The sequence below is a fragment of the Vibrio sp. Isolate25 genome (genome assembly GCF_022398025.1).
Classification (GTDB): domain Bacteria; phylum Pseudomonadota; class Gammaproteobacteria; order Enterobacterales; family Vibrionaceae; genus Vibrio; species Vibrio coralliilyticus_A.
In genome coordinates, this window is record NZ_JAKEUT010000003.1 from 72,230 (window position 1) to 96,340 (window position 24,111).

Sequence of the window (24,111 nt, forward strand, 5' to 3'; positions counted from 1 at the left end):
GAACAGCTCCGCTATGCTGAGTCGTCTGAGCTCTTCGAGGGAGATGCCTCCACAGAACTTGGAAATAGCAAGGCAGACCTGGCGGCAAACTGCGGGATCGGCAACAAAAAACAGTCATACGCTTTTTGCAATTGAAGGTAATCATATTGAGCTAAACTGCCTATAAACTCACGAGTGGTGTTAGTCAGATTGGCAAACAGGTGCGCTTCATGTTCAGCGTTGTCGTCTACCAAGTTACCTTCGGCAATAATTCGACTTTGCTTCTGAGCCAGGATGACATCATTCGTCTCAGGAGGTCGCATTGTTAAATTCGCTTGTGGTGAACCATCAAGCTCTTTAGGTACCTGCAATGAAATTTTAATTGGTTGATACATGTTTCTTCCTTAAATGCCTAGCGCTGAGTTGATGCCTTCACGCAAGTTCACACCACCCACGCGGTTTATGCCTGATAGCAAGTCGATGTAAACCAGTTCTGATCCACCTTGCTCGATGCTGTATGTCGTCCAAGTGATCTTACATGGCATCTCTGCGACTTTTTTACGCTCGAGCTCACCCATATCAAGACCAATAACTCGGCCAGTCACTTTAACGACAAATTTCTCAACACCCATTGAGCTTTGAAGAGCAGAACGAAAGACAAACTGTTTCTCCTGTCCGTTTGTTAGGCCGAACAGTTTAATGGTCTCAGCGTTTGGCTCTGCAATGGTCACTTCAAGATCTTCAGTCTCAACAACACCCATATCGAGTTTAATCGCGCCAACCATACCGCCGGCAATATACTCTTCGACCACTTGATTCAGTGGAGGTAATTTTACTTTGGGCACCAAGCCCAACATTCCGCGGCCATCTTGGTACCAGACGTAATCCGCGAGAACTTTTGGAGGTCTACGTTCCATGATTGTTCCTTACTCAAAGATTACGTCAGCGTAATCATTAACGAAGTGGCTCGTCACAGTAATGTTTTGTGCGATACCAGGAGGGGTAAAGTCGTAATCGACATAAAAGTTACCCGCAATGATTGATTCCGGTGGGTTCAAATCCGGGTCAGCCCAAGCGCCACCGCCATATAGGTGACCTGCACGAACTTCGGCATTTAAGCCGTTCTGGATTGAATCCGTAACATCTTCAACAAATGTGGCGAGAATCTTACGGTCACGCGCCCATTTCAGGCTTGAGGTGATCATGTCCAGAATCATGTCATTGACGCGGACATGCGAGTTGAATTGCCATTTAGGATCATCGCTGCAGCTTAAGTTGCCCCAACTGCGATAACCATCATCAAGGATAACCGTAGTAATCTGGTTCTCGTTCAGCAGGTGCGCCATGCAGTTGGTATCCCCATCTACATAATCGATAGGAATTTCAGTTCCTAACGTGCCGTTAACTTTTCGGTTAGAGATTGAAGCGCTGTACCCATCATTTGGATCTTGGTCTTTCTGAATCTCCAAACCGAGCATGAAGGCACTCATAGGAACAAGACGACCATGCGCATTTTTCATGCGTGGCCAGAAAAGTTCTAATCGCTTATCACCCCATAGCTGGCGATAGGCAACAGCTTCTTCGTAAGTAGTACCCGGGCACTCTCCAAATACCTTACAACGCAATCGCGTAGCAATCGGTAGCAGTTTGGTCAGTACCGATTGATTGCTTAAATAACCAGGCACAGAAAGTAAACGAGGGCGTTTCCCTGTCACCGCCTGAACATCCAAAATGGCTTCAATACCCGACTTCTCACCGGTTACTGGATCTACGCCACCAATGATATTTGCGATAGTTGCCGCTTCATCGGCACCTTCTTCCACTCGAATAACACAGATAGCACAGCGCTTTTGATCATAAACCGCGGTCAATGCATCGAATAATGTCCCTTTGGCATCTCCGACCATATCAAGCTTGGCAAGTTTGTGGACATTGCCAGCAATCAATACTGGTTTTTTATATGGATAGGTTGCTGGGTCAGCATCAGGGGCAGTACCAACAACCACAGCAAAGGATGTGTCCGCCATTTGCATTGGACGAACGCCACTGTTGTCAGTATTTCCAAAGATGCCATGTTTAAATTGTGATGACATGGTGTGTTCCTTTGTTAATAGAACTCACCTTCAGCGGCATCGTTTAAATCAGTTTATGGGTTTAGAGCAAGAAAAACAGGGGCTAGTTTATATGTTGGATAGTCTGAGATAAAACAGGCCTCTCACCAAAAGGGAACTCCATAGTGTTCGGATAATCGCTTAACTCTTTACGGTCATTCAGCAACAATAAAAAATCATCGTGAGACTTTATCGGAGATGTTCGATATTCCTCTGGGTAACTTTGGTCCTTTTCGTATTGGTCAATTCGGCTAAGAACCTTGGTTAGCTCCCCATCTCGCCAAAGCCTTTCTTGCATTTCTTTTGTTGGCCTCTCTTTTTCCTGACTGTATTCCCAACACTTTGACGCTTCATTCCAAACATCATACTTGTTCGGTTTTAGCAACGTATGTGTTTGTGGTAACTCTCCAACATCAATAACCGTATAGTTCTCAGAAATAACACCAGATATCGCATACGCTTCTTGCCCTCTAAAATCTGGCTTTATTAACCACTCTTCATTAACAGCATCATAAACAACAACATGACTGTCATCCGTAACAGGTGGTTTTTCAGTAGTAGAACAAGCGGGCAAACCCGTATTTGCTTCTATCAGCAACTCTTCAGATCGAACATAAACACGATTGTCATCAAAATGATGAACCGTAATATTTCGGTCTTCCGATGAAAATTCAAACGCCATTATGCAGCCCTCACAATATACATATATGCTTTGTTTCTTGGTCGATTTTCCTCTGCAACAGGTACAACTCTGGAGGCATCAAACCACCTGTCTCCATTGTATGAGCCAGTACCAAGTCTTTGCACATCAAACTCAGTGTCTGAATTTTTAATATAAAATGCACCTGTATTGGCTGAGTCGTCTCCAAGGTTGATGTTAGTTGACATCTGACCTTGAATATTTCGTATCGCATCACCCTGACTTGAAAGAATTTCACGGTCTGGGTCAATACCACGACCACCATCCCAACCACGGATAAACTCAGCTCTTAAATCATCTATCACACCACTTGGATATGCTTTGGCTAGTTCTGGGTAAGCTGATTTATCAAAAGCTTGACCTCGGCACTGTAAGTAACCAGTTGGTGGTGTGGAAGATGGCCAAGGCAAAGGAACTCCTGCAGGACAAATCGCCAATAAGGCTTCGGCGATGTTGTTATTACTAAAAACACGGTGTAAACCTTCGTAAAGAGCTCTACTACGAACGGGAGTGACGAACGACCTATCTCCTCTGTAGTAATGACCTTTTTCGCTACGTGTCCAATCACCATTAACACCAAAGTCGATAGACTTCTCTATGTTCGAAGTCTCCCCACGAATAACAGAACCATCTAGGTCGAATACTGGGTACTTTGATGAATTATGAGTGAAACCATCAGGGTATGCGACTGGCACATAGCCTTGACTTAATAACACGTTATATTGATTCCCGCCTCGTACATAAATCACAATACTTCTGGAGTCTGTACCACCAAAGTAAATCGCCGAAAACGCATTTTCGTTGTCGTCGTAATGGCTTTTAAACACATCAGCAATATCACGAATATCACTCCAGCCACCATTAACTGTCAGCCCTTTAACCATATTCCAGTTCAAAGGATCAATACTGCTAGATGTTGGGCTTTGAATGAAGAACTCACAGATTCCACTGAGCGATAGGACAAGTGGTATCCATTCATCTTCACTACCGCCAACATTCACCTGATACCCAACGAAGTTATCTGTTCTCAGTTTAGAAAGATCGATATCAGTGTCTAATTTTAAAGAGTATTGAGGATGAGGATGAGGATGATTTATGTGTTTGGCATCCTCTTCTTCAACAAACTTACGAGTAGCCGTAACGATCGCTGGATCAATCATCACAATTGGCTCCAACGATGTAACCGCAAATGTCATCTCAATAAAGATGTCGTTGACTTCACCGCCATTGTTGCTGCCTGACAAAATCGGAATACGAACCGTGTTTCCTACTGCATGAAGGTAACTATTGCCATCAAAAGTAGCGACCGCTGCAAATTCTCGTACGGCAATATCTACAATATTGTCTGGAATCTTGGCCCACACTTTTAGCTGAGGGACACCATCTGGCTCTGACGGGGTAATTTTCTCCATACCAGTGACTGGTATGCGAGTTATCTCATTAACAAGCGTTGTTTGTGTTCTCGAAGGCTGAACATAAACATCATTCGCATCACCAATTGCGATATGAGTGAAGTTGATCGGTTTATTATTCAGCTTACCGTTAATCTCGGCATTCTCACCTGTAAGGGTCAGAATGGAACCGTAACTGAGTTCAGATTCTGGAATACTCATGTTATCTCCAAAGGTAATGCTCCAGAGCGAATAATCATACCAAGTCGCATAAAGCACACATTGTTGCTATTCACTGAGCTCGTAATATTCTCTGTTTGCCAAGGGCCACTGCGAACTATCATACCCATTCGGCTGAGTACGCTATTTTTTACAGGATTATTGACCTGGCTTGTGATTGAAATGCTCTCAAGATGAGAGCGTGTATTCTTCGCGTTGTTGACCGCTTTGTATATCTGGGGAACCGTGTTCTCATCGATATCTGAATTGCGTGCCTGTAAATTAACTCGGAAAAAGCCGGGGCGAAGTTTTACTTTATCTTCAAACCATTCTGTGACACTTAGACCATCTTGACGAATCGACTCAATACTCTTATCCAGTGCGTATCGAGTTCCTTTGTAAATGTGGATCTCGATCGCTGCTGCAATACAATAACATCACGCTTCGTTTTCTCGTCCCAGCTTTCATCCCAATCATCAACGCTCATCTCCCAAGCCAGATATGGCAGCAAGTCCGCTCGACATTTGTATGGGTCCAAAAAGTCTTTGATATCCCGCTCAATGAGAGCGATTTCTTCAAAGAAAATCTGTTCCATAACCCGTTCTAGTGGAGATGCAGAAGGTGGTAATTTGCTAACGAACTCAGGCTGACTCAACGGGAACCCCTTTTTGACGAACCACTATTCCGGTGCAATATGGCGCCTCTGATATCCCACATACGATCTTGGCTGAAGGAGATACGATATCCACATCTTCAACTGGCTGAAAACTCACTGCATTCTCGCTGTCGTCTTTCTGTACATGAGCAGCGGCATCAATCAATGACAACGATACATTGCGAGCTAATCGGTGCGTTTCATCCGCCAAGCTTCTCAAGCGCTTGGTAGCTACTGCCAACGTTTCACTTTCACCTGGTCCGTTAGGTAGGTCTAGTTCCACTTCAATGCTGTATTCTTTTATGGCCGCTGAAAGTACCGACAACTCGTCATTAAGCGGACGTTTAGTTTTAGTGCTGACATACTGGAAAACTTTCTGGCGAAGCGCATCTGATGCGACACCATTGCCTGTCCTGCTTAAGATGTACAACTCGACCTTAAAACCATCAGGGCTGTGAACTTTAGCATCAAGAACATCTTCATCTGCAGCAAGCGCATGAAAGATATAAGCACCGTCAGGCCCCGCCGTAGAAAAACCTTCAGGTGCCATCTGAACCCGACGGCGAAACTCTTCTTCCGTTTCGTTTTTAAACTTTTCAACTGGTCGCCAATCTGCGAGACGCTGCAGGTTGGTTCCGGTCGCATAGGCAACCATGTTCTCTAGTGAGATATCTTGAAATTCTTGTCTAGCCCGGGTGACTTCTTCAGACATGGAAGAAAAAGCATTGTAGATAGGATCGCCTACTTTCGGCACAGAGACTTGGGATAGCTCTGCATAACGCTTTAACATCCGCTCACGAATAAAACGCGCATCGAGCAACTTAACCACTTCAGGAGGTGGTAGCTGCGAAATCTCTATTTGGCTCATAAACTCAACCCTGAGATTTCAACCACAGAGCCATCAAATAACAGCTCAACTTCCATCGATAAAGTCACTTGATTTTCTCCATGTACTAACCACGATTTCACCAGTTTTAACTCGTCATTGAATCCGTTTGGAGGGTGAGACAAAGCGTCCGCGACATCGGCATAGATGTCGATCTCTAGCTCAGGTGTTACCTTTTTATCCACCCGGCTTGGTAGGTTCGAGCCGTATGGTCTATCCAGCGGCAAAGATCCTCTACGAGTTTTGAAGCAGCGTTGAATACGTTGCGTCAGTTCTTCAACACCCTCAATAATCTTGCCTGTTTTCTCATGTATGCCTGTTGCCATGCTAACCACCTGCAAACACGTCAGCTGAACCAGTTGCTACAGAAGAACCACATACAACAGGGTCACCTATACGCCCCAAAGCTTTTCCATTGACAAAGACAGAGCTACTTCCATTTGCGAGTACACTTGCATGTGTTTCTGGAATAGATGGGCAAGTGTGAGGAGCCCAACCATCCCCCTGCCGATGCACTGCAATTCCATTACAAAAAACATCAGGACTTCCTGCCACGGACGGTCTCGGAGGCCAACATCCGTGACCTGTACATTGATCCCCTACTCTTGCTACAGCTGACATGTTTCTTCCTAGTTCCAATCAATTCGAGGTGCGGCAAACGACATATTACCGCCTGCGGTGAAATCCATCGTTCCACCACTCGTCACTGATAAATTCCCATCAGTATGAACCATGGCATTACCTGTAATATGAACTTGAACATCTCCTGCAAACTTTGCGGAAAAGCGACTATTGAGCATGTCGTATTCCAACCATGTACCGTCGGGAAACTCTCGGAAAAACAGATTAATGTCGTCTTTCGGTTGGTCACGACTCATCTGGTTGAGACTCGCCACAATAACACCACCTTGAGTATTGAATTCCTTCACAACCAGCACGAGTTCACCCTCTTGATGAGGAGCAAAATCCTTCACCGCACCGGCATGACCAACATCCGATGGAATCCAATTTGTTGTTAAGTCAGAAGTGAACTGCACTTTATAGCGCAGCGGCTTGGCCTGAACCTCAACAATGGTACCAATTTGGATCATCTGAGAGATTAACCGTACTAGCTGCGCCTGAGTAAACTCACTCATTGTTTTCGCCATCCAAATCAGAGATAGCTAAATAATCATCTTTATGCGCTTCACCAATATTTGGTGGTTGGCTGACATGAATTTCAGTGGGCACTTCAGAAGGTCCTTCAGGCAACCAATCAACCTCACCACCGAAATCATAAGGGCCAGCCACGCATTCACAGATAAACCAGCCGTCTGGTACCTCTTGCTGTTGAGAAGTGAACACCTTCTGAATGGAGATGTTGCCTGCGGCAGACGAGGAACAAAACAAACGCCAATCTTTTAGAAATGTGAGTTCAGCGTTCTCGACGTCAATGCCTTTCGATTGTTGGCCACAATAAATACGACCAATAGCCATAAAGTTCATGCGTGTGTTGTAGACATCACCTAGAGGACTTTCGCCGGTGTATACCAGGGTCAAAACCCCTGGACGTAATTCTTCACTTAGGTATGCAGCACGCTCTTGCCAATTACGAGTAACTGTTCGTTCTGGGCTGTGTTTTTTAAATGCAGCCTCAATACTATTCATGATGTCACTAGGGGTAGGTTGAGTCATACCAAGCTCCTACATTTTAAAGCCCGCAGCTTTCATTCCAGCAGCGACAGAGCGCTGTAAAATCTGCGCAACCTTATCTTGAGTTTGTTCTGCAGCACGATCGTAAAAATCATTAGCAGCAGTGCCGTTTCTAGCGATTGAACGTGCAATCATAAAGGCCAGGTCTCGTTGATCATGTTTGGGATTATTCGGTTGAATCCTTTTGACTCTCACCCAATCCAAAACTGACTGAATCGGTGGAATACCTTGAGGACCAGTTTCACCAACAACAAAAGCGTTGTACCGCAAAGAACTGGTTACCATTCTCTGCAGCTCTCCAACCTGATTAGAGCGTATAGAATGAGTTAATGTGGATTCGGCTTCCGGTGCCTCTTCTCTTGCTGCTCGAGAGACCAATGAACCCGCGGTTCTAATTCCTGCCTTTAAATGCTTGTTCAACGCATCTGGAGCAGTTCTGAATGCTTCATCCAATGCGGACGTATGAAGTTCAACACTTAACTCACGCATTATTTATCTGCCTTTCGAAGAGCGTCATCAATTGCTCATGTACAGCTGCTGGCGTTCCGTTTTTCGCTTCACCACCAATACTATTGCGTACAGAAACCGTTTTGCTGAGTTGATGAATGGCTATGTATTTCACTGCTTCTGCCATGCAGCGGAGCAACAATAAAGGTTCGTCTTGCACATCGATGTTTATCGTTTCGTTCACTATTTTCCGACAAGCATAGTAGGTGTAAGAGAAGTCCCGGCCACAGCTCATAACAACAGAATCAGCAGGGAAATGTGAGAGCTGAATCAACTTCGTATCACTGTCATCATCAATAACCGATAGCCTAGGCAAATTTCGTGGGTAACCAACTTCCCAAGGCTGTTTTGTTCGTTGGCTTTGTCCATAGAGCACGTTGCGAACACGAATCAAACCAACCGGTGCTTTGTATAGCAGTTGGTTGGGCATAAGAGTAAAAGTGGCTATTTTGGTTTGGGGACGATAACGGCTGAAGTCCGCCAGAGCGATCTCTATGATTTGCAGTTCGAGACCTTCAAGCAATTCTGCGCTGTCTTTCAATGCCTTCTGCAACTTGGTGGTTAAATCGGTTACGTTCACATTCCACCTCTTACTTTCCAAGAAGCTATCCCGACGACAAACAGCAAAATTACCCAGATAAGATCACGGTTATATTGAGACTTCACTGAGGCGCCAGAAATAGCCTGCTCCAAAGGAATAAGGCGTTTAAGCGTTTCGTCAGATACCTTTTGTATCCGGCGAACAGTGCTTTCTAAATTGTTGTGTTTGGTCTGCAGTTCTACCATTTGCCTCATCAGCTCGGTTTGCTGCTGCATGCATTCACGCATCTCACTACGAAATGCGTGAAACTCTGTTTGAGAGACAGGGCTACCGGACATCTGCCCCTCCACGTAGTTTAGAGGCGACACTGCCTAAAACTCCTGCAGGCATTACACCCGAGGAAACTTGTTTATCCTGGGAGCGCTTATGGATATTTAGGCCAAGTACAGTCAAAGCAACAGAGAATAAGCCAGTTAGTTTTGCCGCCCCTGTAAACGCTGCTTCTGTATGCTCGGGGTGAATGAGCATTAACAATGCGATACCAAAAAACAAAGATGTCCACGCAGCACAAACGGCATACCCAAAGGTCGGACGCCAACGACGAACGTATGAATCTTCACTATCCAGTTCCGCTTTCATGAGTTTGTGTTGCTCAGTGAGAACCAGTTTTCGTTCCGCACTTTCTAGCTCGGCATGTTGATAGGCAAGTTCACGCAAGCGAATACGCTCATCACTTTCCATCTGCTTAATTTTCAACAATGCATCTGGGTTGTTTTTTAGCTCGGCCTCAATCGCGTCTGGTGTATTTTCAACACCCAGCGTATGCGCTACAAGCGCTCCAACACTGCCGCCTACAGGTCCACCAATTAACCCACCTACCAATGGCGCTGCGCTAGCGATCATGGACTTAACTTTATCCCACATAGTGGCTCCTTAGTTGGTACCGTCATCAATGACGGCACCAACCATTAACTTATTGTTCAGCAATAGCTTTTAACTTAGCTAGCGCATCTTGAATCGCTTTCAGTTTTAACTCGTTGTCGCCAGCGGCCAAAAGCTCAACTTGCAGTTCGCTTTCGTCTTTACCTTCCAAAGACTGCGCATACTTCTGAGGGTCAAATTCGCGATCTTCTTTACGCGCTGCGAGCGTGTCAGTGATCTCTTTGAGCAGTGTTTTACGTTTGCCGTCTGATTGTTCCAGCTCTGCTAAACGTTCAAGTTCGTCGTCTTCGAACGAGGAAAAGAAAGGCTTGATGTCTTCGACTTTTTTCTCTAGCAACTCAGAGAACACGGCATCTTGAAATGCACCAGCATCGGCTTTGTTTGGATTTTCAAAATGAATGATTGGTAAGCGTGCTGCAGTATTTGGCTGCACGACCGTTGTACCGAAATATTTCGGCGTAATGCCAAAGTTTATGTACAGAACTATGATTTGACGGTTGGTTTCTGGTGCTGCCGAAACAAAGCGAGCATCGACTTCACGCGTCTCACCAGGTTGAACAGAGCGGCCACCAATGTTGACGGTTTGTTTTTCGTTGTTTGTAAACGCAGTCATGACAGGCATGATAATTCACCTTCTTAAGTTAGGAAAAAGCCCCCATGACTCAATTCAAAGTAAGGGGGCAAGGGCTCGCACTATCGGCCAGTGGCTGAATAGAACAGTACGCTGGTAAAGCGGTTACGAATTGGTTTAGGACAGTGAATTGCGTTGTACTCTTCACCATAGGCTTCTTTGCCACCTTTGAGCTGGCCATTTGCATCACGCGCTTCTTGCATTTCGCTAAGGGTGAATGGCTTAACCACGGTGTATGTCAATGCGCCTTTCTGTCCCATGATGATGCGCTCATCACCCAGGTGTGTTGCCGGTGCATTGGTTGAGAACGCTGGCAATGACTTGACCATTTCCAGATCACCTTGAGATGTGGTGTCGGTACCACTGCGCTTCATAGAGGCAACAAACGTTTCTGCGTTGGTACAGGTATCGTTCAGAGTGTTCGACATCAGTAGGAAGTCTGGAGTCACAAAGCGGTCATCTTTCATAATCGCTTTACGACGGCCAATTGCCTGCAGCAGCTTGTTGTAGTGTTTCTCTGGTGCCATGCCATCTGGAATATCACTGTCTACTTTGACAATGTTGGTTGCGTAGCTATAGGTAATTGAAGCATTGGTAGCTGTTACTGACTTCAATTCGCCAGCCTCATCAACGAGAACCAACTTACCTAGGTTGTACGACTGAACCACGTAATAAGTACCTGCCGGTTGCTTACCAGAGCCGTCGAACGGCTGAACCTGTTGCTCATCAATTGTTAGCGTAATTGGGTTCTCTGGCGCACCAACAGTATTGCCTTGCAAGTCGTATTGTTGATGCGGCGCCACAATCGGGAATTGAGCCGTTTTGATGATGTACGCGCCCTGCAACTGTGCAGCGATGTCTTCATCATTTGCCTTTGCAGCTAGGTGTGAATCGGCTACGCGCTGCATGGTGTTGACGATGCGACGAGCAACCAGCTCTTTAATGATGCGGCTAGCCGTAGCAACATTACGCCCCCAAGCGTCCCAGTTAATGGTAGAAGACTTGGAAAAATGCATGAGCTCGTTCGAGACTTCAAACGCCACTTTCATTGGCAGAACGTAAGCCAAGTCCATACGCTGTGAGTTTTTCACTTTCGGAATAGTGTTGTGCTCAAACACAATACCATCCCCCATGATCGCCGACACATCACGGTTCTCATATGGAATATTAGTAGTTGCCGAGGCGCTAAAGTCGGTTAGCGTTTGCACCAGTTGAAGGACATTAAGATCAGACAGTGCTTCACGAATCACTTCACGTTGAACCGATACGGGTAACTCAGTATCTGAAATGACGTTTGCCCCACCCTGACCTGTCAGCGCTAAACGCTCTGCATGAATTTGGCGGTGGTGAAGGCGATCAAACTCCGCTAGGACCTGGCGAGCAAAGACTGGCAATTCTTTTTCTTCCGTTAGGTTGAGTTGGCCTAAGGAATAGGTATTGGTGTTACGCAGAGCAGAGTGAATTTGTGATTGCAGTTGTAGACTTTCGCGCTGTTGGTCTGGCGTTTGTGTCACAGAGCCAGCGACATGGCCAAAGCCCATCTCACCCAGCTGCACTGATACCATCTTCTGATTGCCGTGGCTGATTTGGTTTTCAGCAAGTTTGGTTACTTGCTCTTCGGTCATCTCAGTGGTGATCAGGTCTTTGGCTTCTTTCAGCTCTTTTTTGATGTCGTCGCTTAGCCCTTCGGCGTTATCGATCGCATCAGTGAAGATTTTCACTCTCGCTTCAAGCTTTTGTTGTTGCTCGGCTTGTACCGTTGCCGTTTTAGTCGCTTGCTCACCAAGAATACGAACTACGTCTTCTTCAGTCAGTGAGCCGCCAGTTAAGTTGATAACAGGAGTGTCGGTAGTGCCAGATGCTGACAGCAACTTAGCTGTATCAAGTACCTGGTCGCTTAACGATTTAGCTTTATCTTCTTCACTGACACCATTTAGAGAATCGGTTAGAAGTTTGACCATTGCAGTGTGTTGCTCTGCTGTCAGTTTTAAACCTTTTAGCTGCTTTTCAAACAGCGCTATAAGTTGTTTCCACATGGTTTGACGTTCCTCGGAAAATTTATTAGCTAAAGACTCGGAAAGATAAGTTGGGCAATCGTGAAGACTGGCTTCACTGAGTTCGATTTTGTCTAAGTTCTTGATGCACGGTCTGGTGACTAGACCTGCTCCAAGTAGCGTTGGACCAAACTGTTGGTATTGGCCATCTTGTCCGGCCTCATTGCTGACATAGTTAGGATGAATTTCAGCAGATAAGTATTTAAAGCCATCTTTAATGACCTTATTAATGCCGAGTTCGTACCACTCCACCTCTGCTCGTAAACGACCGCGGTCGGTAAACAGGCGTCTTACCACCGCCCCAGCCCCATCTTCAGGTTTATGGGCAATATCAATATTGATCTCCTGACCAAACACTCCTTCATTGAAGTTCTTGATCATGGAATCAAACATCTGCTGGGTCAGTTCAAACTCGCCATAGCGCGGATCATAAAATGTGCCGGTTCGGGTAATGGTGACGATGCTACGTTTATTTGAGGTATCCACCTTTACGGCATCGGAAAGCAGGTGAATCACACCTTGAGGTGTTGAAGAGGAAAGCGCTAGTACAACACTAGCTGCGAGGTGAGATTTAAACATGAGATTTCCTTTGCCTATAAACGAAAAAAGCCCCTGATGAATCAGGGGCTCGGTCGCCAATTACAGGCAGTGTGGCGCTTTGTTGTGACCGTTTGGAGGGGTGTATTTAATCCAAATATCTGTACCACAACTTATGAATTGCTAGGTGGAAGAACTGGCCTCCCACCGCAATAAACAAGCTGATTAACACTTTCCAATACCACAATGAATACCAAGCTGGTTCAGTGTCAAAAAGGAATTTCTTTTTCTCAATTAAGAACCCTGTGTATTGAACAGTTCCTGCTTGATCGATAACCGATATACATGCCCAATAAATCAATGTTAAGGCCAGAGGCCAAATTCTCGGAAGTCTCCCAGGTCTGCACCACCCATAAGGAGAATAGTCTTTCACGTAAAACAAAAACGCGTATGCGCCATATAGGACGCTAACAAATATCACCTCAAACGAGCTAATCATTGTAACTTTAAAAGGCGCTTTTAATGTCATTGATAAATAAAGAATCCCGCCCACAATTACCACAGCGATTAATCCGGCAAGACCAGATATCGGGTCACTTCTTCTACTCATAAGAAACTCTCTCTATACTGTTTATACATACATGCAACTTACTAGTACTTTAGTGCTAAATCACCATTAAACATTTGAATCTGTTATGTAATACTCAAAATTATATGCAACGAATATGTTCTAGCATTGGATAAAACTGCTAAAAATAAAAAGCCCCCGATTATTCGGGGGCTCAGCTATCAATCAATAGCAGTTAGAGGCATGTGCATTACCTTTTGGAAGGTGCTACAAACAGCTTTTGAACATCATCTGAAATGCAGTTTTCTACTTAAAACGTCAGATGACTATAAATTCTGATATAAACAGTAGTCTACAAGTTGTTTTTCGACACTTTGCTTTGTACTTAGAAATAACAACAAATCAACACGTATCTCATTTTCGGTCTCGTTCACTTCATATAGTAAACGAAAACCTTTGGAATTTGCGTTGCGAACTGAGTTGACACCTAGACTCACTAACTCTGGGTTACGAGAATACGAATAAGGCTGACCGCTTACCTGCTGCTCAAACTCTTCTAACACCTCCTCCACTCGCTCGATAACTACGGCCTCGTCATTCCACTGACTATAGTGGGCAATGACATTATCGAGCGTTTTATCAAATGTATCTGTAAGTTGAATATTAACCTGTTTGTCCATCGTTATTATTCTCTCTATTCAATCTATTTTTTCGTTCTGACAAACGAGCCTTTAGATTGCCGAGAGTACTTACACGCTGATTAGCCACGTCTTGCTTAGCAAAAGTGGTTAGTTTCATCATAGCGATTGCCTCATCACGTTGCTTTTTATCTGCGTACGATTCAACAACATACTTGGGCACACCATTTTGTGTAATGACTAACGGCTCATCGACTGGCAAGTCTGCCGCGTTTTTCTTTAAGAAACTTACCGTTTCTGTGTTACTAGCTTCCATTAAGATCTCCTGGCGGTTGCTCCCATTTCAATGCCACATAGGTTGGGGAATTTACTCTTAAATATCTGTGTTTGGGAGTGTGTTACGACTTCAGCAGCTAACAAATGCATTAAGTTTGATAGCGTTGCTGTTACATCTCTTCGATAAATATCCTCCACATCTTTCATGATCTTAATTTAGACTAAATATGAACCAATTACAAGAGGGAGACTAAAAAAAGTCTAAATTAAAACTCATTATTCAAAGGACACAAAAAAGCCCGAAATATGTTTCTATCGGGCTCGATTTCAACTAGTGAGGTAAGGTTGGTACCTTCACCCATTTCTTACACCGGCACAAAGCTCTTCCAGTTCTGACATCTACACACCGTGAACGAATCATGCCTTTATGAGTGAAAATACAGTGGCCACATTCACAAACCACCGCTCGGTATGGCTCGTTCATTAACTGGTGTAATGCGGCTTGATAGTTAGTCTGGTCTTGTTGTTGAGATAAGAGTCCCATTACTCTGCCTCCATCTTAGCCAACGCGACATCAAGCTCTTCGCCAAACGAGGAAAGTAAGAAATACAGTTGTTCTCCGGTGATGTTTTCAATTTTTCCATCATTACCCGCAGCCATAGTTGCTAGACAGCCGATACTTTGACGGGTCGCATAAACCAGAGAATGGGGATCTTTTGTGATATGAGAAGTTGCAGACATAGTGATGTCTCCTGTGTATTAGCTTGGTTGCTACCACGTAGAGAACGCTAATACTCAAAAGGGTGGTAGCTCGGACAAGGTTAGCGTTACCAGCTACACAGGTACTGGCGAGACCGAAGTCTCCCCTGCCCGAGCCACCATAGAATACTGCTTTTTTAGGTGTGCGCGAACACCGCCCACAAAAAAAGATGCTGAGCGCATCTTATTTGGGCTCTGTGTAATTTTTCTGGACGCTAACCCAGTTAACAGATTTTGCTGTTATGAAATTAAGAGTAACTGCGCATTTCCTGTAAGTCAACACTATGCACTTAATGGGGTATGTGTAATATCGAAATGCAGAGATTGTATTTAACGACCAGCTAGAATGAGGAATACATAAATGAGTAAATTTTTGACATTTAAGTCATTACACACCGAGGAACCAATCACAATCAACTTAAGCCACATAGTCAGTATCGAGCCAGCTGATGAAGGGGAATGCTTTGTCCGTTTATCAACAGACAAAATCATTACAGTCGAAGCCGACTATGAAGCACTATCCGTAACCTTAGAGCACCTCTAACAAAATTTGATGTAATAAGCCTGATGCTACATCAGGCTTTATTATGAATCGGCACTTTTACCCAGCGTTTGCAGCGACACAACGCCTCACCTTCGATTAGTTTCACACAACGTGAACGGATAATTCCTTCACTATCACAGATTCTATGACCACAGATGCAGGTAACCTCACTGACTTTCTGGCTTTGGATGTTAGCTTGTGACTGATAAGCGGTAGCAGTATTCATTGTAGTTGGCTCCTAGCTATTGGCATTTTGCCTTGTAATATCACTGACGTAGCCATTATATCGATTTATACGTGGAAAACAGGGGGCAAGTTATTCACAGGCTTGCAGTATCAACCCCTTTACGCTTTAGTGCAGGCTCCAAGTGTTTCCATGGAGTTGCGATCATACCCTTAGTTAAATGCCCCTGATGAAGAGCCGAAACTTTCTTATCGTGACCAAGTACTGCTTTCTGTAGCTCTTTACTCTGGCTCTTAAGCCAATCTAAGTGATTGGTTTGCCCGGCTCTATCCTCATCTGACACCTCATCAACAAACACTACTTGTTCGTAGCTAAGTGTATTGGGATGTGCTGGCCATGGACTTTTACCCTGAGGATAAACCCCTTCTCCTAACCCATATAAATTTGCTTTGGCGTGCATATCGCAGATATCTCTTTTCGGATGATTGGGGCTAAGTTTGAACTTGGTACCAACAACAAACTCATCTTCAAATGCCGAGTTCTGGAACGCCACTCCATGAGCACGGTTTATTTCAGTGCGCATTACTCGCTTAATTTGATGGTATGGGGCGCCTTGATCATCGATCAGTGCATCTTTCATTTTTTTGTTTATCGCAGACCCACTCGCCATATTCATTTGTTGTGTGATATTGAGTGGTACCGCTTCCGCCCTTTGTTGGAACTCTTGCGCGGCATCAGCTGCGGAGTTACCCAAAATGACCGCACGTTCTACCGCTTGAATTAGCTGCTCTTTTGCATTTCGGTGTACGCGCCAAAGGCGATCACTAAGTTGTAAACCATCTTTCAGTTTCATCGTCCGCACCGCTAACACCGCAGAGTCAATGGACTGCGATACCCTCTCAACAGGAATACTGGTAGAGAACGTATTGCCACCGTTCTTAGCGGCTTCAACAATATATCCCTCAATCATATGCGATTGAGTTTGATTGATTTGGTTAAGAATCTCTTCAATTTGCCTAGTTAGCACTTGCAACTGAGAAAGACGAACTGTCCCCATTTCATTGGCAGAATTAGTGACTAGCTGCTGAATTTCTGCCAGCGCAGAACGATACAATGCTGTCAGCTCTCTCATAGCCTGAGAATCAAGCTCATTCGTCGCGCTTTGTGCAGATTGCATAGCACGACGAATCGTTGCCTTAATTTGAGTCCGTTGGTTATCGGCCATTACATTTATCCGTTGCTGATAGAGGTGGCGCTTTCGCCTTTCGGCTGATTATTTGGGGTAATGCTAACTTTCGGCTTTTGATTTTCGTCGTCTTCGTCGTCCAGCTCGTTATGCTCAGGATATGGGTCTTTGCTGTTAGCTTCTTCTTCTCGCATCGCTTCGGCACGTTGCACGTCTACTCCTGCAGATTCCCAAGCAAGTTTACGTGGCATGCCAAGCGCCTGATATTTCAATGCCAGGTCTGCGCGTTGGTTCTTACTGTCTGTCATGCGTTCCACAAACTGAATTTGGAACTGGAAAGAATCGGGGTTTAAGCCGGCCAGTAAAAGCTGCAACTTAAAACCGTCTTCATAGGCATAAGCCAAGGCGTCTTGAAGAGCGTCGATTTCTTCGTAGTAGTCGCGTTTTAAATCTTCCAGCACATCCCGAGCTAAACCATCAACGTAACCAAATAATCCTTTTGGTGCAGGAGCTCCAGAAAAGAACGCATCGACCAGCAAAGTGATATCCGCTATTTGCTCCATGTTTGCATCACCGCCAACCGCACTCACCGTTAGCTTATTCCCATAAAAATCTGTCGCAATTTCTCCCGATTGTCCTTCGACACGCTCTCTATATTCATCCAGTGCTTTTTGATCTGCACCATCGAGAGAGTGAGCTAATTTCTGCGGCGCTCGAGTACGACGCCTAATGACAAGATCCTCTTCTGTCATAATAAGCTTTTGCCAGATGCTTCGTGACGCATCTAGATAGGGCCTGCCCATACATCCCATGTCATCATAATTGTCCGGGTCTAATCGACTAACGGTAAGTTGCCATAGCGGGAATGTACACAGCTCCTGATAAGTGAGCGGATCCACCTGACGGAATGCTTGTTTCACGTTCTTGAACCGACCCGACTGGTCAACGATAGGTATAATCGTTTCTGTTGGCATGCGGATAGAACTAGTGACCTGGCTGAGTTCGTTCACCACCCATTGCAATGGTAAATTTCCTTCTTTGGCCAAGCCCGAAGCATCGCTCATTAGTTTGCTGCGATTGTTAAGTTGCAGTCTTAACATAAACTGCTGCCAAAGCTTGTTTACTCTGGCGCTTTCTTTGCCTATCCAGTGCAGTTTCAGCCCACCTTTAGTCGCATCCCTAGCAATGCGACGATGAATTTTTTTTACCCTAGGGTCGATACGGTCCATATGACGAAGCATAACAATTGAAGCTCTAAGGTTTGGGTCTATCTGCATTTGTTCATACAAATACTGTACCGAGCGTTCAGGGTCCGCAATATGACCTTTCTCTGAGGTTTTCTCACCCTGGTGATTCCCTGAGGTATTAGGCGCAGAAGGAAGAGGTCTACCTCTAATTGCTAGCCATGCGTTTTTAATTCGGCTCATGTTAAGTTCCTTAATAAATCTAAGCTACTTGGTGCGCCCAAGAGTTGATCGCGGGTCTTATGATTTATGGTGATAATACTTGGCACGGGCGCTGCTCCTTGTGTAACGAGAGCCCAATGACTTGCCATGTGCGCATCAAAAAGGTCATCTCCAATCGATTTTTTCACCATTTGATAACTGCTATAACTCCCCGCTTTCACCGGGGACGGTTTGATATTTTTGATTTGCCTAGGTAAGTTGACGTAGTCCTCTACGGCAGGGTCGGCTTCCCTATCGTCAACATAAGGCAACACCATTTGACGATTGTGATAGGCGCTTCGAAGTGATTGCGCCATTTGGTGTTTGGCCATGCCTTCAAATCGTAATGGTGAAAAAGCCCATTCAGGCCAGGTGGAAGCCATACTTTCACCATCACCAATTGCACGACGGTCTATTTGCGTTAAACCCTCAGCAAATAGATCATCGTTAACCTGGGTTATTAAACCTATTCCAAAGGCGTCGCCTATTGCATAGTCGGGTCTGAAATAACGCCAAAATCCCACGATATCTTTTCTAATAACGCTCTCGTCGGTGCTTGGGTGCCAAGTTTTAGCGAAGATGACTATAGAAAAATTACCTACTTGTTCTTCGACAACTAGCGAGGAACGAGAAGAGGCTAGGTTTTCACCGTGACCAGTGTGGTCATATCCAAATGCAAGAACGCCGCGTTTTTTGTAAAAAGTGAATGGGTCTGGTTCAGAGGGCTCTAATCCAATCTTGGCGCCCACTTGAATTGCATAACGGATGTACTTTTCCCAAATGAGGTTCTTGGCTGCTACGTTAATACACAGTAACTGACGGATATATTCATCTTCTGGGAGCTGCTTGCGCATCGACATGATGAACTCTTCATTTAGAATCCCAAGTTCTATTCCTAAATAACAGTCCACAGTTGGCAAACAGTGGTACTCGCCAGAATCAATCATTCCGCTAAGTACATCGGCACCTTTAAACACACCTGTAATTCGAATTTGGGGATTATTGATTGCTGATTTGCTCGCGCCAAGTCGCCTGCTTGAACCCATCATTAGCAGGAAACGTCCATACAGTCGATCCGAGTCGAGGTCATCGACTTCCTCTAAGGATGCCCAAGTCAAATCACCACCATCAACGTTGGCCATGATACCGTAAGCTCGAGCTTTTGAACGATTGGCAAACTCGTAATAGGTATCAGCCAGCTGTTTTCGACCTTGCTTGTAAGCTACATAACCACTCAAGATGTCAGAGCGGCGAATCGCATCAAGGTGATAACTAAGGTTGACGAGAGACTGCGCTTCTCGCGGGGCAACGATACCGCCTTCTTGGTCGCAATGAATAGCATTGTGCTCGAGTAAGTACATTTCTTTAACGGCGGTTTTACCCGTTCGGCGACAGCTGTTATCGACGGTATTGAGATTTTGGTCCATCTCCTCCATTTTGAGCAGTTGCATTGGATCCAGCTCAACATTATGAACGTGCTTATGCCACATCCCATGGTTGCCTGCATAACGCTGAATCTCCCGTTCGGCTCGGCTTTGAATTTCAACCCGCTCCTTCGCAGATATACGGTCAGCCATTATTCGACTTCTCCATCGATATAATCAGCGTCTTCCGCCATATGCTCTTGATTGTGTTCTATCAAAATTTCGTCATTTCGAATTCGCTTACGGGAGTTGGCTATCATCTCTCGCAAACCTGACATCTGTTCTTTCATCTGACGTTGATACTCAAGGGCAGACTCTCTTTCATCTTCATTTTCTAAAGTTCGTCCCATCTCTAAACCTTGATCAACCTGAACTTTAGGAGTCATGTTTAGATCCGACATCGACAGGTTGTTTTTGCTCAACATCTCTAGCATTGGCTTCAACAATGGGTGCGCTTTTACTTCTTCAATCGTCTCAAGGTTTCCTTGCTCATTTTTGTACTGACCAATATGGAAGCCACCATCTTTATCGAAGTCATAAACAGGGTTCCTCAGCGCAACACCATCAGAGACTATGGTTTGCATCATGTCCTGAAATATTGCTGCCATGTTCGCTTGGTTGATGGCGTGCATTTCAGTGAGTTTACTGGGGTCATTCGATTGAAAGGCTATCAAATGCTGCATCATTAATTCAGTTCGCTTTATACAAGCAGGCTGAGTCGCGCAGTAAGCATGGTCGACATCACAGGTCGCACATTGAGGGTACTTACCTGGTCGAGCTGGGAAAAACAAAGCGGTTTTTGCGTTTGCACCATGTTTTAAAGCGTTGAAGCGACTAACGCCTCTATCGCTAACGGCCTGCAAATTTGCAGAGGACTTGGCTTTACCTTCGGGAGTTTTAGGGCCTGTTGCTGAGAGAACCGCGCAGAACTGACCAACCTCCCAGGGAACTTGCTGAACTTCTTTTTGGCATCCATCACAAATCGCATAATAACGAAATGGGTGAGCGCGAGTGGGCTCATCTTCAACGCGAGAAGGTTCACTCCTGAAAGTGTAGTTACAAGAGCTGCACTTAAATGTGACCATGGCTTTAGGTTGTTTATGCTCATTCATAGCTGTATTTCGCACGCTTTTTCGCGCAAAAAGGAGGGACCATATTCGTTGAGCAATTTAACGGCCAAGTTGATCCGCGTTTGAGAAGCTGTCTGGCCTGTCCATATCAACAGATGATGGGAAATTTTATCTTTAGGTACGCCGGCATGAAGAAGGTTAAACATTAGCATTCGCTTAAGGTGGTTGTTCCAAAAGTTAAAACTTGGAACATAAATACGAAGTGTTTTCCTTTGAGGGGTATAGGCGGCGTTATATAGCGTTTGCCATATATAACGATATTGTTCAGAACTTGATGCGTAATAAATCTCAAACCAGGGTTTAGATAGACGTTGAGCATCAAGCCAATGCTCAAACTCTTCGGCACTCATCTTATTGTGTTTCTCAGACATTCGTGCAACGTTTATTCGCAATCGATGTCCAGTTCGTAAAGACTCCAACCCCCGCCACAACTCCAAAAACTTTAAAGCCCCAACTTCTCGCTGAATCTCAGACCAATGCGCAGGAAGCTCCAAACACTCAAACGCAGCTTCAAGTTCATGAGCGCTTAATGAAAGTTCTAATTTGGTGTAGTTATCTAGGTACCGTCCCCCCTCTCTGAGGGTGTGCGTTTCTCTATGCCGAGCCCCCACCCCTTGGTGAGTTACCTGATGATCACTGAGTACATGTAGATATTTTGAGATTAAGCTGCGCATTCTCTAATCCTTTATGAAAACTGGTTCCAGTAAACACAAAGGCTCGAGCACCACAGTAAGCTGATGAGCTGCGCATTCTGTTAGTATGTGCAGCTAGTGATAGGTATCACATTGACGGGTTTGGTCGTTTCGATTGTGAGTTCTCATAGCTCCCACAATCGTCCGTCAACATCCAGTATAACTGAGTTTAGAAATAAAGTTAAAGACGGGTTATATGTGTTCTAAGACTTAAAGCTTAGGTGTAAAGTGACCCTAGTTGATTATAATTTACAAGGAGCCTCTTATATGACAGATATATTGTTAGTCATATTTACTGCAGTGCTAGCTTTTGTTGGCTGGCAACAACTTCTCTCATCACGTACACAGGTTCATTTGGGATTGTTCGAAAAGCGCTTTGGCTCATATCAGGCCTGCATGAAGTTTTTAAACGTGGCCCTTACAAATACTATTCCCCAAGAAAACATTGATGAGTTCAAAATAAGCACTCAACACATACCGTTCTTGTTTGATGAAGACGTAAACTCTTATAGGCAAGAGTTACTTAACAAAGTGTTAAAACTTAAATTATTAACGGGAAGGCAATTAGTTGGCGGGGCTCAAGACGGTGACGCTGAAGAGGTACTATCAATAAATGAATGGATTACCAAACAACTCACAGAAGGTGGTTGTCATGAAAAATTCGACAAGTATTTAACGTTCATACACTGGAACCCTACTCCCGAGTCGGACGTAATAGCAAAGCTAAAAAAGTTGCTATCTAATAAATATAACTTCTAACTCATTGATAAAAAGAAACGTTTCCCCTTGCATCGATACTTCTAGTCCAGCGTAAGGATTGAATTGAATCTTATCTCCGACCGAAAGTTCTACCACTTTCGGTCCTATCGCAATTACTTCTCCTTTGTTTGATACCTGTTCAGGCAACCAAAATCTTTCGGATATAACTTTGTTTCTAGATACTACTACCCAATCATGAAGCGGCTTCAATATCATAGTAATTTACCCTTCTTCATTTCTTGTAATAGTGCCGTAACCGGGGTGTCCATTTTACTCAAAGGGTTTCCTTTATCGAGAACATGAGTCATCTTGCGCATCGATATATGAGTATATATCTCTGAAGTTTTAGGATCTGCATGCCCCATCAAAGCTTGAATTTGTAAGGTTGAAGAGTCGGACTCAGCTAATTCGGTACCAAATAAATGGCGCATTGCATGAGCGTGTGCCTGGTCTTCAGGAACTCCGGCAGCAATAGCATATCTCTTAATCATCCTATCAACTGCCCGACAAGATAGTCGACGTAGCTCTCCTCTATGCTCCCACTCAGGGACATGCCTGTTCCTGAGGTTAACAAACAACACCGAGTCTCCGTTCTCAAGCACACGATCAATATCTTTAAGGTCAGGATGTCCCAAGTATGCTTGGACCAGAAGCATCGCCTCTAAAGGAACAGGAACCAATCTCTCTCTTTCTCCTTTTTCCAACGTTTTAATGGCCAAACGCTCTACTTCTCCATATTGATACCAAATCAATTGTGATTCGTTTAATCCACAAAGACCAGCGACCCTGAAACCACATCCAATGAGTAAAGCAAGCATCGCACTATCTCTCAAACCCGACAGAGAATCTAAATCAGGCTGCAACAACAGCGTTTCAGCACTCTTTAGTCCCATAAATCTAGGTAGTTTTCGTCCAATCTTCGGATAAACCAGTTCAACTGCAGGATTTTTATCGATGAGGTGTCGCTTAGCGAGAAAAGAATAAAAGCCTCGTAAAGCGGCAACTGCCACTTTCCTGGATGCGGCCGAGTAACCAGCTCGGTGTAGCCACCCGCCAGAAAACTGTTCCAACGTTTTTAGCTCAGCAGCACCAAAATCGTTATCTATGTACCCACCAAATTGCTTTAGTAGGCCGCGATACTTGCTAATAGTTCTAGTGCTGCAGTTTTCGTTTTCCTGCTTCCATGTAAGAAACAGATCAACCAGATCAGGTTCAGCAGTGTTTTGTTTTATTTCTTGGTCAGGGGCAGATAAATCCATGGAACTATGGGCTTGCTGGTTGAGAACTCAATAAAACCAGTATCTATAAGGCTTTAAGCAATGTGGAGGGCTTTAAATTATCCATGGAAAAAACCATGGAGACTAAAAAAACCTATGGGATAAAAAATACACACCAAAATTAACTCATGGATACCAATTTGCGCTCATTTCCTTCTTTCTTGTTCTCTATCTCTCTCTTTTTATTAAATAAAGAAAGAAAAGAAAGAAGAACGCACCAAATTTGAGAAAAAACGCAACTCATGGAGAAAATGCGCAGACTCATGGAAAAAACCGTGCAACTTGTGGAGGAATTTTTATTACAAATCAAGGCTGAATAAGGGATGGAGAACTCATCCCCATGTATTCACAGGTTTTGATTAAGTATGCATGACAATAGAATTG

The 24,111-nt window shown here is 44.5% G+C and carries 32 protein-coding genes; 2 read left to right on the forward strand and 30 right to left on the reverse strand.

Going from position 1 to position 24,111, the window contains the following annotated elements; all coding sequences use genetic code 11:
• Window positions 1–11 precede the first annotated feature (11 nt).
• The 22 genes from L1D15_RS09950 to L1D15_RS10055 form a co-directional block, all read right to left on the reverse strand.
• On the reverse strand, window positions 12–374 hold the full coding sequence (locus L1D15_RS09950; RefSeq protein WP_239875485.1) for a phage tail assembly protein: 363 nt from the start codon (window positions 372–374) through the stop codon (window positions 12–14).
• Between the two features lie 9 nt (window positions 375–383).
• A complete protein-coding gene (locus L1D15_RS09955; protein ID WP_124940035.1) occupies window positions 384–896 on the reverse strand; it encodes a phage major tail tube protein in 513 nt (170 codons plus the stop codon).
• A gap of 9 nt (window positions 897–905) precedes the next feature.
• On the reverse strand, window positions 906–2,072 hold the full coding sequence (locus tag L1D15_RS09960) for a phage tail sheath C-terminal domain-containing protein (RefSeq protein ID WP_124940036.1): 1,167 nt from the start codon (window positions 2,070–2,072) through the stop codon (window positions 906–908).
• Between the two features lie 82 nt (window positions 2,073–2,154).
• Entirely contained in the window at window positions 2,155–2,772 is a 618-nt protein-coding gene (locus L1D15_RS09965; RefSeq protein WP_239875486.1) for a hypothetical protein, read from the reverse strand.
• Window positions 2,772–4,403, reverse strand: a complete 1,632-nt coding sequence (locus L1D15_RS09970; RefSeq protein WP_239875487.1) for a phage tail protein — start codon at window positions 4,401–4,403, stop codon at window positions 2,772–2,774. Before L1D15_RS09970 ends, L1D15_RS09965 begins: the two co-directional genes overlap by 1 nt.
• Window positions 4,400–4,828 (reverse strand): phage tail protein I, encoded by a 429-nt coding sequence (locus tag L1D15_RS09975; protein WP_345779255.1) that lies wholly within the window; start codon window positions 4,826–4,828, stop codon window positions 4,400–4,402. The genes L1D15_RS09970 and L1D15_RS09975 overlap by 4 nt, the downstream gene beginning before the upstream one ends.
• Complete coding sequence (locus tag L1D15_RS09980) at window positions 4,741–5,055, reverse strand: phage tail protein I (protein ID WP_239875488.1); 315 nt, start codon at window positions 5,053–5,055, stop codon at window positions 4,741–4,743. The genes L1D15_RS09975 and L1D15_RS09980 overlap by 88 nt, the downstream gene beginning before the upstream one ends.
• Window positions 5,042–5,923, reverse strand: a complete 882-nt coding sequence (locus L1D15_RS09985; protein WP_239875489.1) for a baseplate J/gp47 family protein — start codon at window positions 5,921–5,923, stop codon at window positions 5,042–5,044. The genes L1D15_RS09980 and L1D15_RS09985 overlap by 14 nt, the downstream gene beginning before the upstream one ends.
• Window positions 5,920–6,267: a dTDP-glucose pyrophosphorylase gene (locus tag L1D15_RS09990; protein ID WP_124940040.1), complete on the reverse strand. Its 348-nt coding sequence runs from the start codon at window positions 6,265–6,267 to the stop codon at window positions 5,920–5,922. Before L1D15_RS09990 ends, L1D15_RS09985 begins: the two co-directional genes overlap by 4 nt.
• A gap of 1 nt (window position 6,268) precedes the next feature.
• A complete protein-coding gene (locus L1D15_RS09995; RefSeq protein ID WP_124940041.1) occupies window positions 6,269–6,562 on the reverse strand; it encodes a PAAR domain-containing protein in 294 nt (97 codons plus the stop codon).
• A gap of 8 nt (window positions 6,563–6,570) precedes the next feature.
• A complete protein-coding gene (locus L1D15_RS10000) occupies window positions 6,571–7,077 on the reverse strand; it encodes a phage baseplate assembly protein V (RefSeq protein ID WP_124940042.1) in 507 nt (168 codons plus the stop codon).
• The gene (locus L1D15_RS10005) at window positions 7,070–7,615 is read right to left on the reverse strand and encodes a hypothetical protein (protein WP_239875490.1); all 546 of its coding nucleotides are present in this window, start codon (window positions 7,613–7,615) and stop codon (window positions 7,070–7,072) included. Before L1D15_RS10005 ends, L1D15_RS10000 begins: the two co-directional genes overlap by 8 nt.
• Before the next feature lie 9 nt (window positions 7,616–7,624).
• Entirely contained in the window at window positions 7,625–8,122 is a 498-nt protein-coding gene (locus tag L1D15_RS10010) for a hypothetical protein (RefSeq protein WP_239875491.1), read from the reverse strand.
• A complete protein-coding gene (locus L1D15_RS10015; RefSeq protein ID WP_239875492.1) occupies window positions 8,115–8,720 on the reverse strand; it encodes a hypothetical protein in 606 nt (201 codons plus the stop codon). Before L1D15_RS10015 ends, L1D15_RS10010 begins: the two co-directional genes overlap by 8 nt.
• On the reverse strand, window positions 8,717–9,019 hold the full coding sequence (locus L1D15_RS10020) for a chromosome partitioning protein ParA (RefSeq protein ID WP_124940045.1): 303 nt from the start codon (window positions 9,017–9,019) through the stop codon (window positions 8,717–8,719). Before L1D15_RS10020 ends, L1D15_RS10015 begins: the two co-directional genes overlap by 4 nt.
• A complete protein-coding gene (locus L1D15_RS10025; protein WP_239875493.1) occupies window positions 9,009–9,605 on the reverse strand; it encodes a 3TM-type holin in 597 nt (198 codons plus the stop codon). Before L1D15_RS10025 ends, L1D15_RS10020 begins: the two co-directional genes overlap by 11 nt.
• Before the next feature lie 49 nt (window positions 9,606–9,654).
• Window positions 9,655–10,245: an ABC transporter ATPase gene (locus tag L1D15_RS10030; protein WP_239875494.1), complete on the reverse strand. Its 591-nt coding sequence runs from the start codon at window positions 10,243–10,245 to the stop codon at window positions 9,655–9,657.
• 71 nt (window positions 10,246–10,316) lie between these two features.
• Window positions 10,317–12,887, reverse strand: coding sequence for a phage protease (locus tag L1D15_RS10035; RefSeq protein WP_239875495.1), 2,571 nt, complete (start codon window positions 12,885–12,887; stop codon window positions 10,317–10,319).
• Window positions 12,888–12,993: 106 nt separating this feature from the next.
• The gene (locus tag L1D15_RS10040; RefSeq protein ID WP_239875496.1) at window positions 12,994–13,455 is read right to left on the reverse strand and encodes a hypothetical protein; all 462 of its coding nucleotides are present in this window, start codon (window positions 13,453–13,455) and stop codon (window positions 12,994–12,996) included.
• 284 nt (window positions 13,456–13,739) lie between these two features.
• Entirely contained in the window at window positions 13,740–14,093 is a 354-nt protein-coding gene (locus L1D15_RS10045) for a type II toxin-antitoxin system RelE/ParE family toxin (RefSeq protein ID WP_239875497.1), read from the reverse strand.
• A complete protein-coding gene (locus L1D15_RS10050; RefSeq protein ID WP_239875498.1) occupies window positions 14,077–14,367 on the reverse strand; it encodes a type II toxin-antitoxin system Phd/YefM family antitoxin in 291 nt (96 codons plus the stop codon). Before L1D15_RS10050 ends, L1D15_RS10045 begins: the two co-directional genes overlap by 17 nt.
• 503 nt (window positions 14,368–14,870) lie before the next feature.
• Window positions 14,871–15,068 (reverse strand): hypothetical protein, encoded by a 198-nt coding sequence (locus L1D15_RS10055; RefSeq protein WP_239875499.1) that lies wholly within the window; start codon window positions 15,066–15,068, stop codon window positions 14,871–14,873.
• Window positions 15,069–15,447: 379 nt separating this feature from the next.
• On the opposite strand from L1D15_RS10055, the gene L1D15_RS10060 reads away from it, so the two are divergent.
• Window positions 15,448–15,630 carry a hypothetical protein gene (locus L1D15_RS10060; protein WP_239875500.1) on the forward strand — a complete coding sequence of 61 codons (183 nt, stop codon included), beginning with the start codon at window positions 15,448–15,450 and terminating at the stop codon, window positions 15,628–15,630.
• Between the two features lie 31 nt (window positions 15,631–15,661).
• On the opposite strand, the gene L1D15_RS10065 is transcribed toward L1D15_RS10060, so the two are convergent.
• The 6 genes from L1D15_RS10065 to L1D15_RS10090 form a co-directional block, all read right to left on the reverse strand.
• Entirely contained in the window at window positions 15,662–15,856 is a 195-nt protein-coding gene (locus L1D15_RS10065; RefSeq protein WP_239875501.1) for a hypothetical protein, read from the reverse strand.
• 94 nt (window positions 15,857–15,950) lie between these two features.
• A complete protein-coding gene (locus L1D15_RS10070) occupies window positions 15,951–17,039 on the reverse strand; it encodes a hypothetical protein (RefSeq protein WP_239875502.1) in 1,089 nt (362 codons plus the stop codon).
• Window positions 17,040–17,044: 5 nt separating this feature from the next.
• Window positions 17,045–18,427 (reverse strand): hypothetical protein, encoded by a 1,383-nt coding sequence (locus L1D15_RS10075; RefSeq protein ID WP_239875503.1) that lies wholly within the window; start codon window positions 18,425–18,427, stop codon window positions 17,045–17,047.
• The gene (locus L1D15_RS10080; RefSeq protein WP_239875504.1) at window positions 18,424–20,022 is read right to left on the reverse strand and encodes a hypothetical protein; all 1,599 of its coding nucleotides are present in this window, start codon (window positions 20,020–20,022) and stop codon (window positions 18,424–18,426) included. The genes L1D15_RS10075 and L1D15_RS10080 overlap by 4 nt, the downstream gene beginning before the upstream one ends.
• Entirely contained in the window at window positions 20,022–20,981 is a 960-nt protein-coding gene (locus L1D15_RS10085; protein ID WP_124940054.1) for a hypothetical protein, read from the reverse strand. Before L1D15_RS10085 ends, L1D15_RS10080 begins: the two co-directional genes overlap by 1 nt.
• On the reverse strand, window positions 20,978–21,673 hold the full coding sequence (locus tag L1D15_RS10090) for a hypothetical protein (RefSeq protein ID WP_239875505.1): 696 nt from the start codon (window positions 21,671–21,673) through the stop codon (window positions 20,978–20,980). Before L1D15_RS10090 ends, L1D15_RS10085 begins: the two co-directional genes overlap by 4 nt.
• 285 nt (window positions 21,674–21,958) lie before the next feature.
• Between L1D15_RS10090 and L1D15_RS10095 the strand changes: the two genes are divergently transcribed.
• Window positions 21,959–22,450 (forward strand): hypothetical protein, encoded by a 492-nt coding sequence (locus tag L1D15_RS10095; protein ID WP_239875506.1) that lies wholly within the window; start codon window positions 21,959–21,961, stop codon window positions 22,448–22,450.
• On the opposite strand, the gene L1D15_RS10100 is transcribed toward L1D15_RS10095, so the two are convergent.
• Together L1D15_RS10100 and L1D15_RS10105 are read right to left on the reverse strand one after the other, a co-directional pair.
• Complete coding sequence (locus L1D15_RS10100; protein ID WP_239875507.1) at window positions 22,427–22,666, reverse strand: co-chaperone GroES; 240 nt, start codon at window positions 22,664–22,666, stop codon at window positions 22,427–22,429. The two genes, L1D15_RS10095 and L1D15_RS10100, sit on opposite strands and share 24 nt — an antisense overlap.
• Window positions 22,663–23,709: a tyrosine-type recombinase/integrase gene (locus L1D15_RS10105; RefSeq protein ID WP_239875508.1), complete on the reverse strand. Its 1,047-nt coding sequence runs from the start codon at window positions 23,707–23,709 to the stop codon at window positions 22,663–22,665. The genes L1D15_RS10100 and L1D15_RS10105 overlap by 4 nt, the downstream gene beginning before the upstream one ends.
• Between the last annotated feature and the right edge of the window lie 402 nt (window positions 23,710–24,111).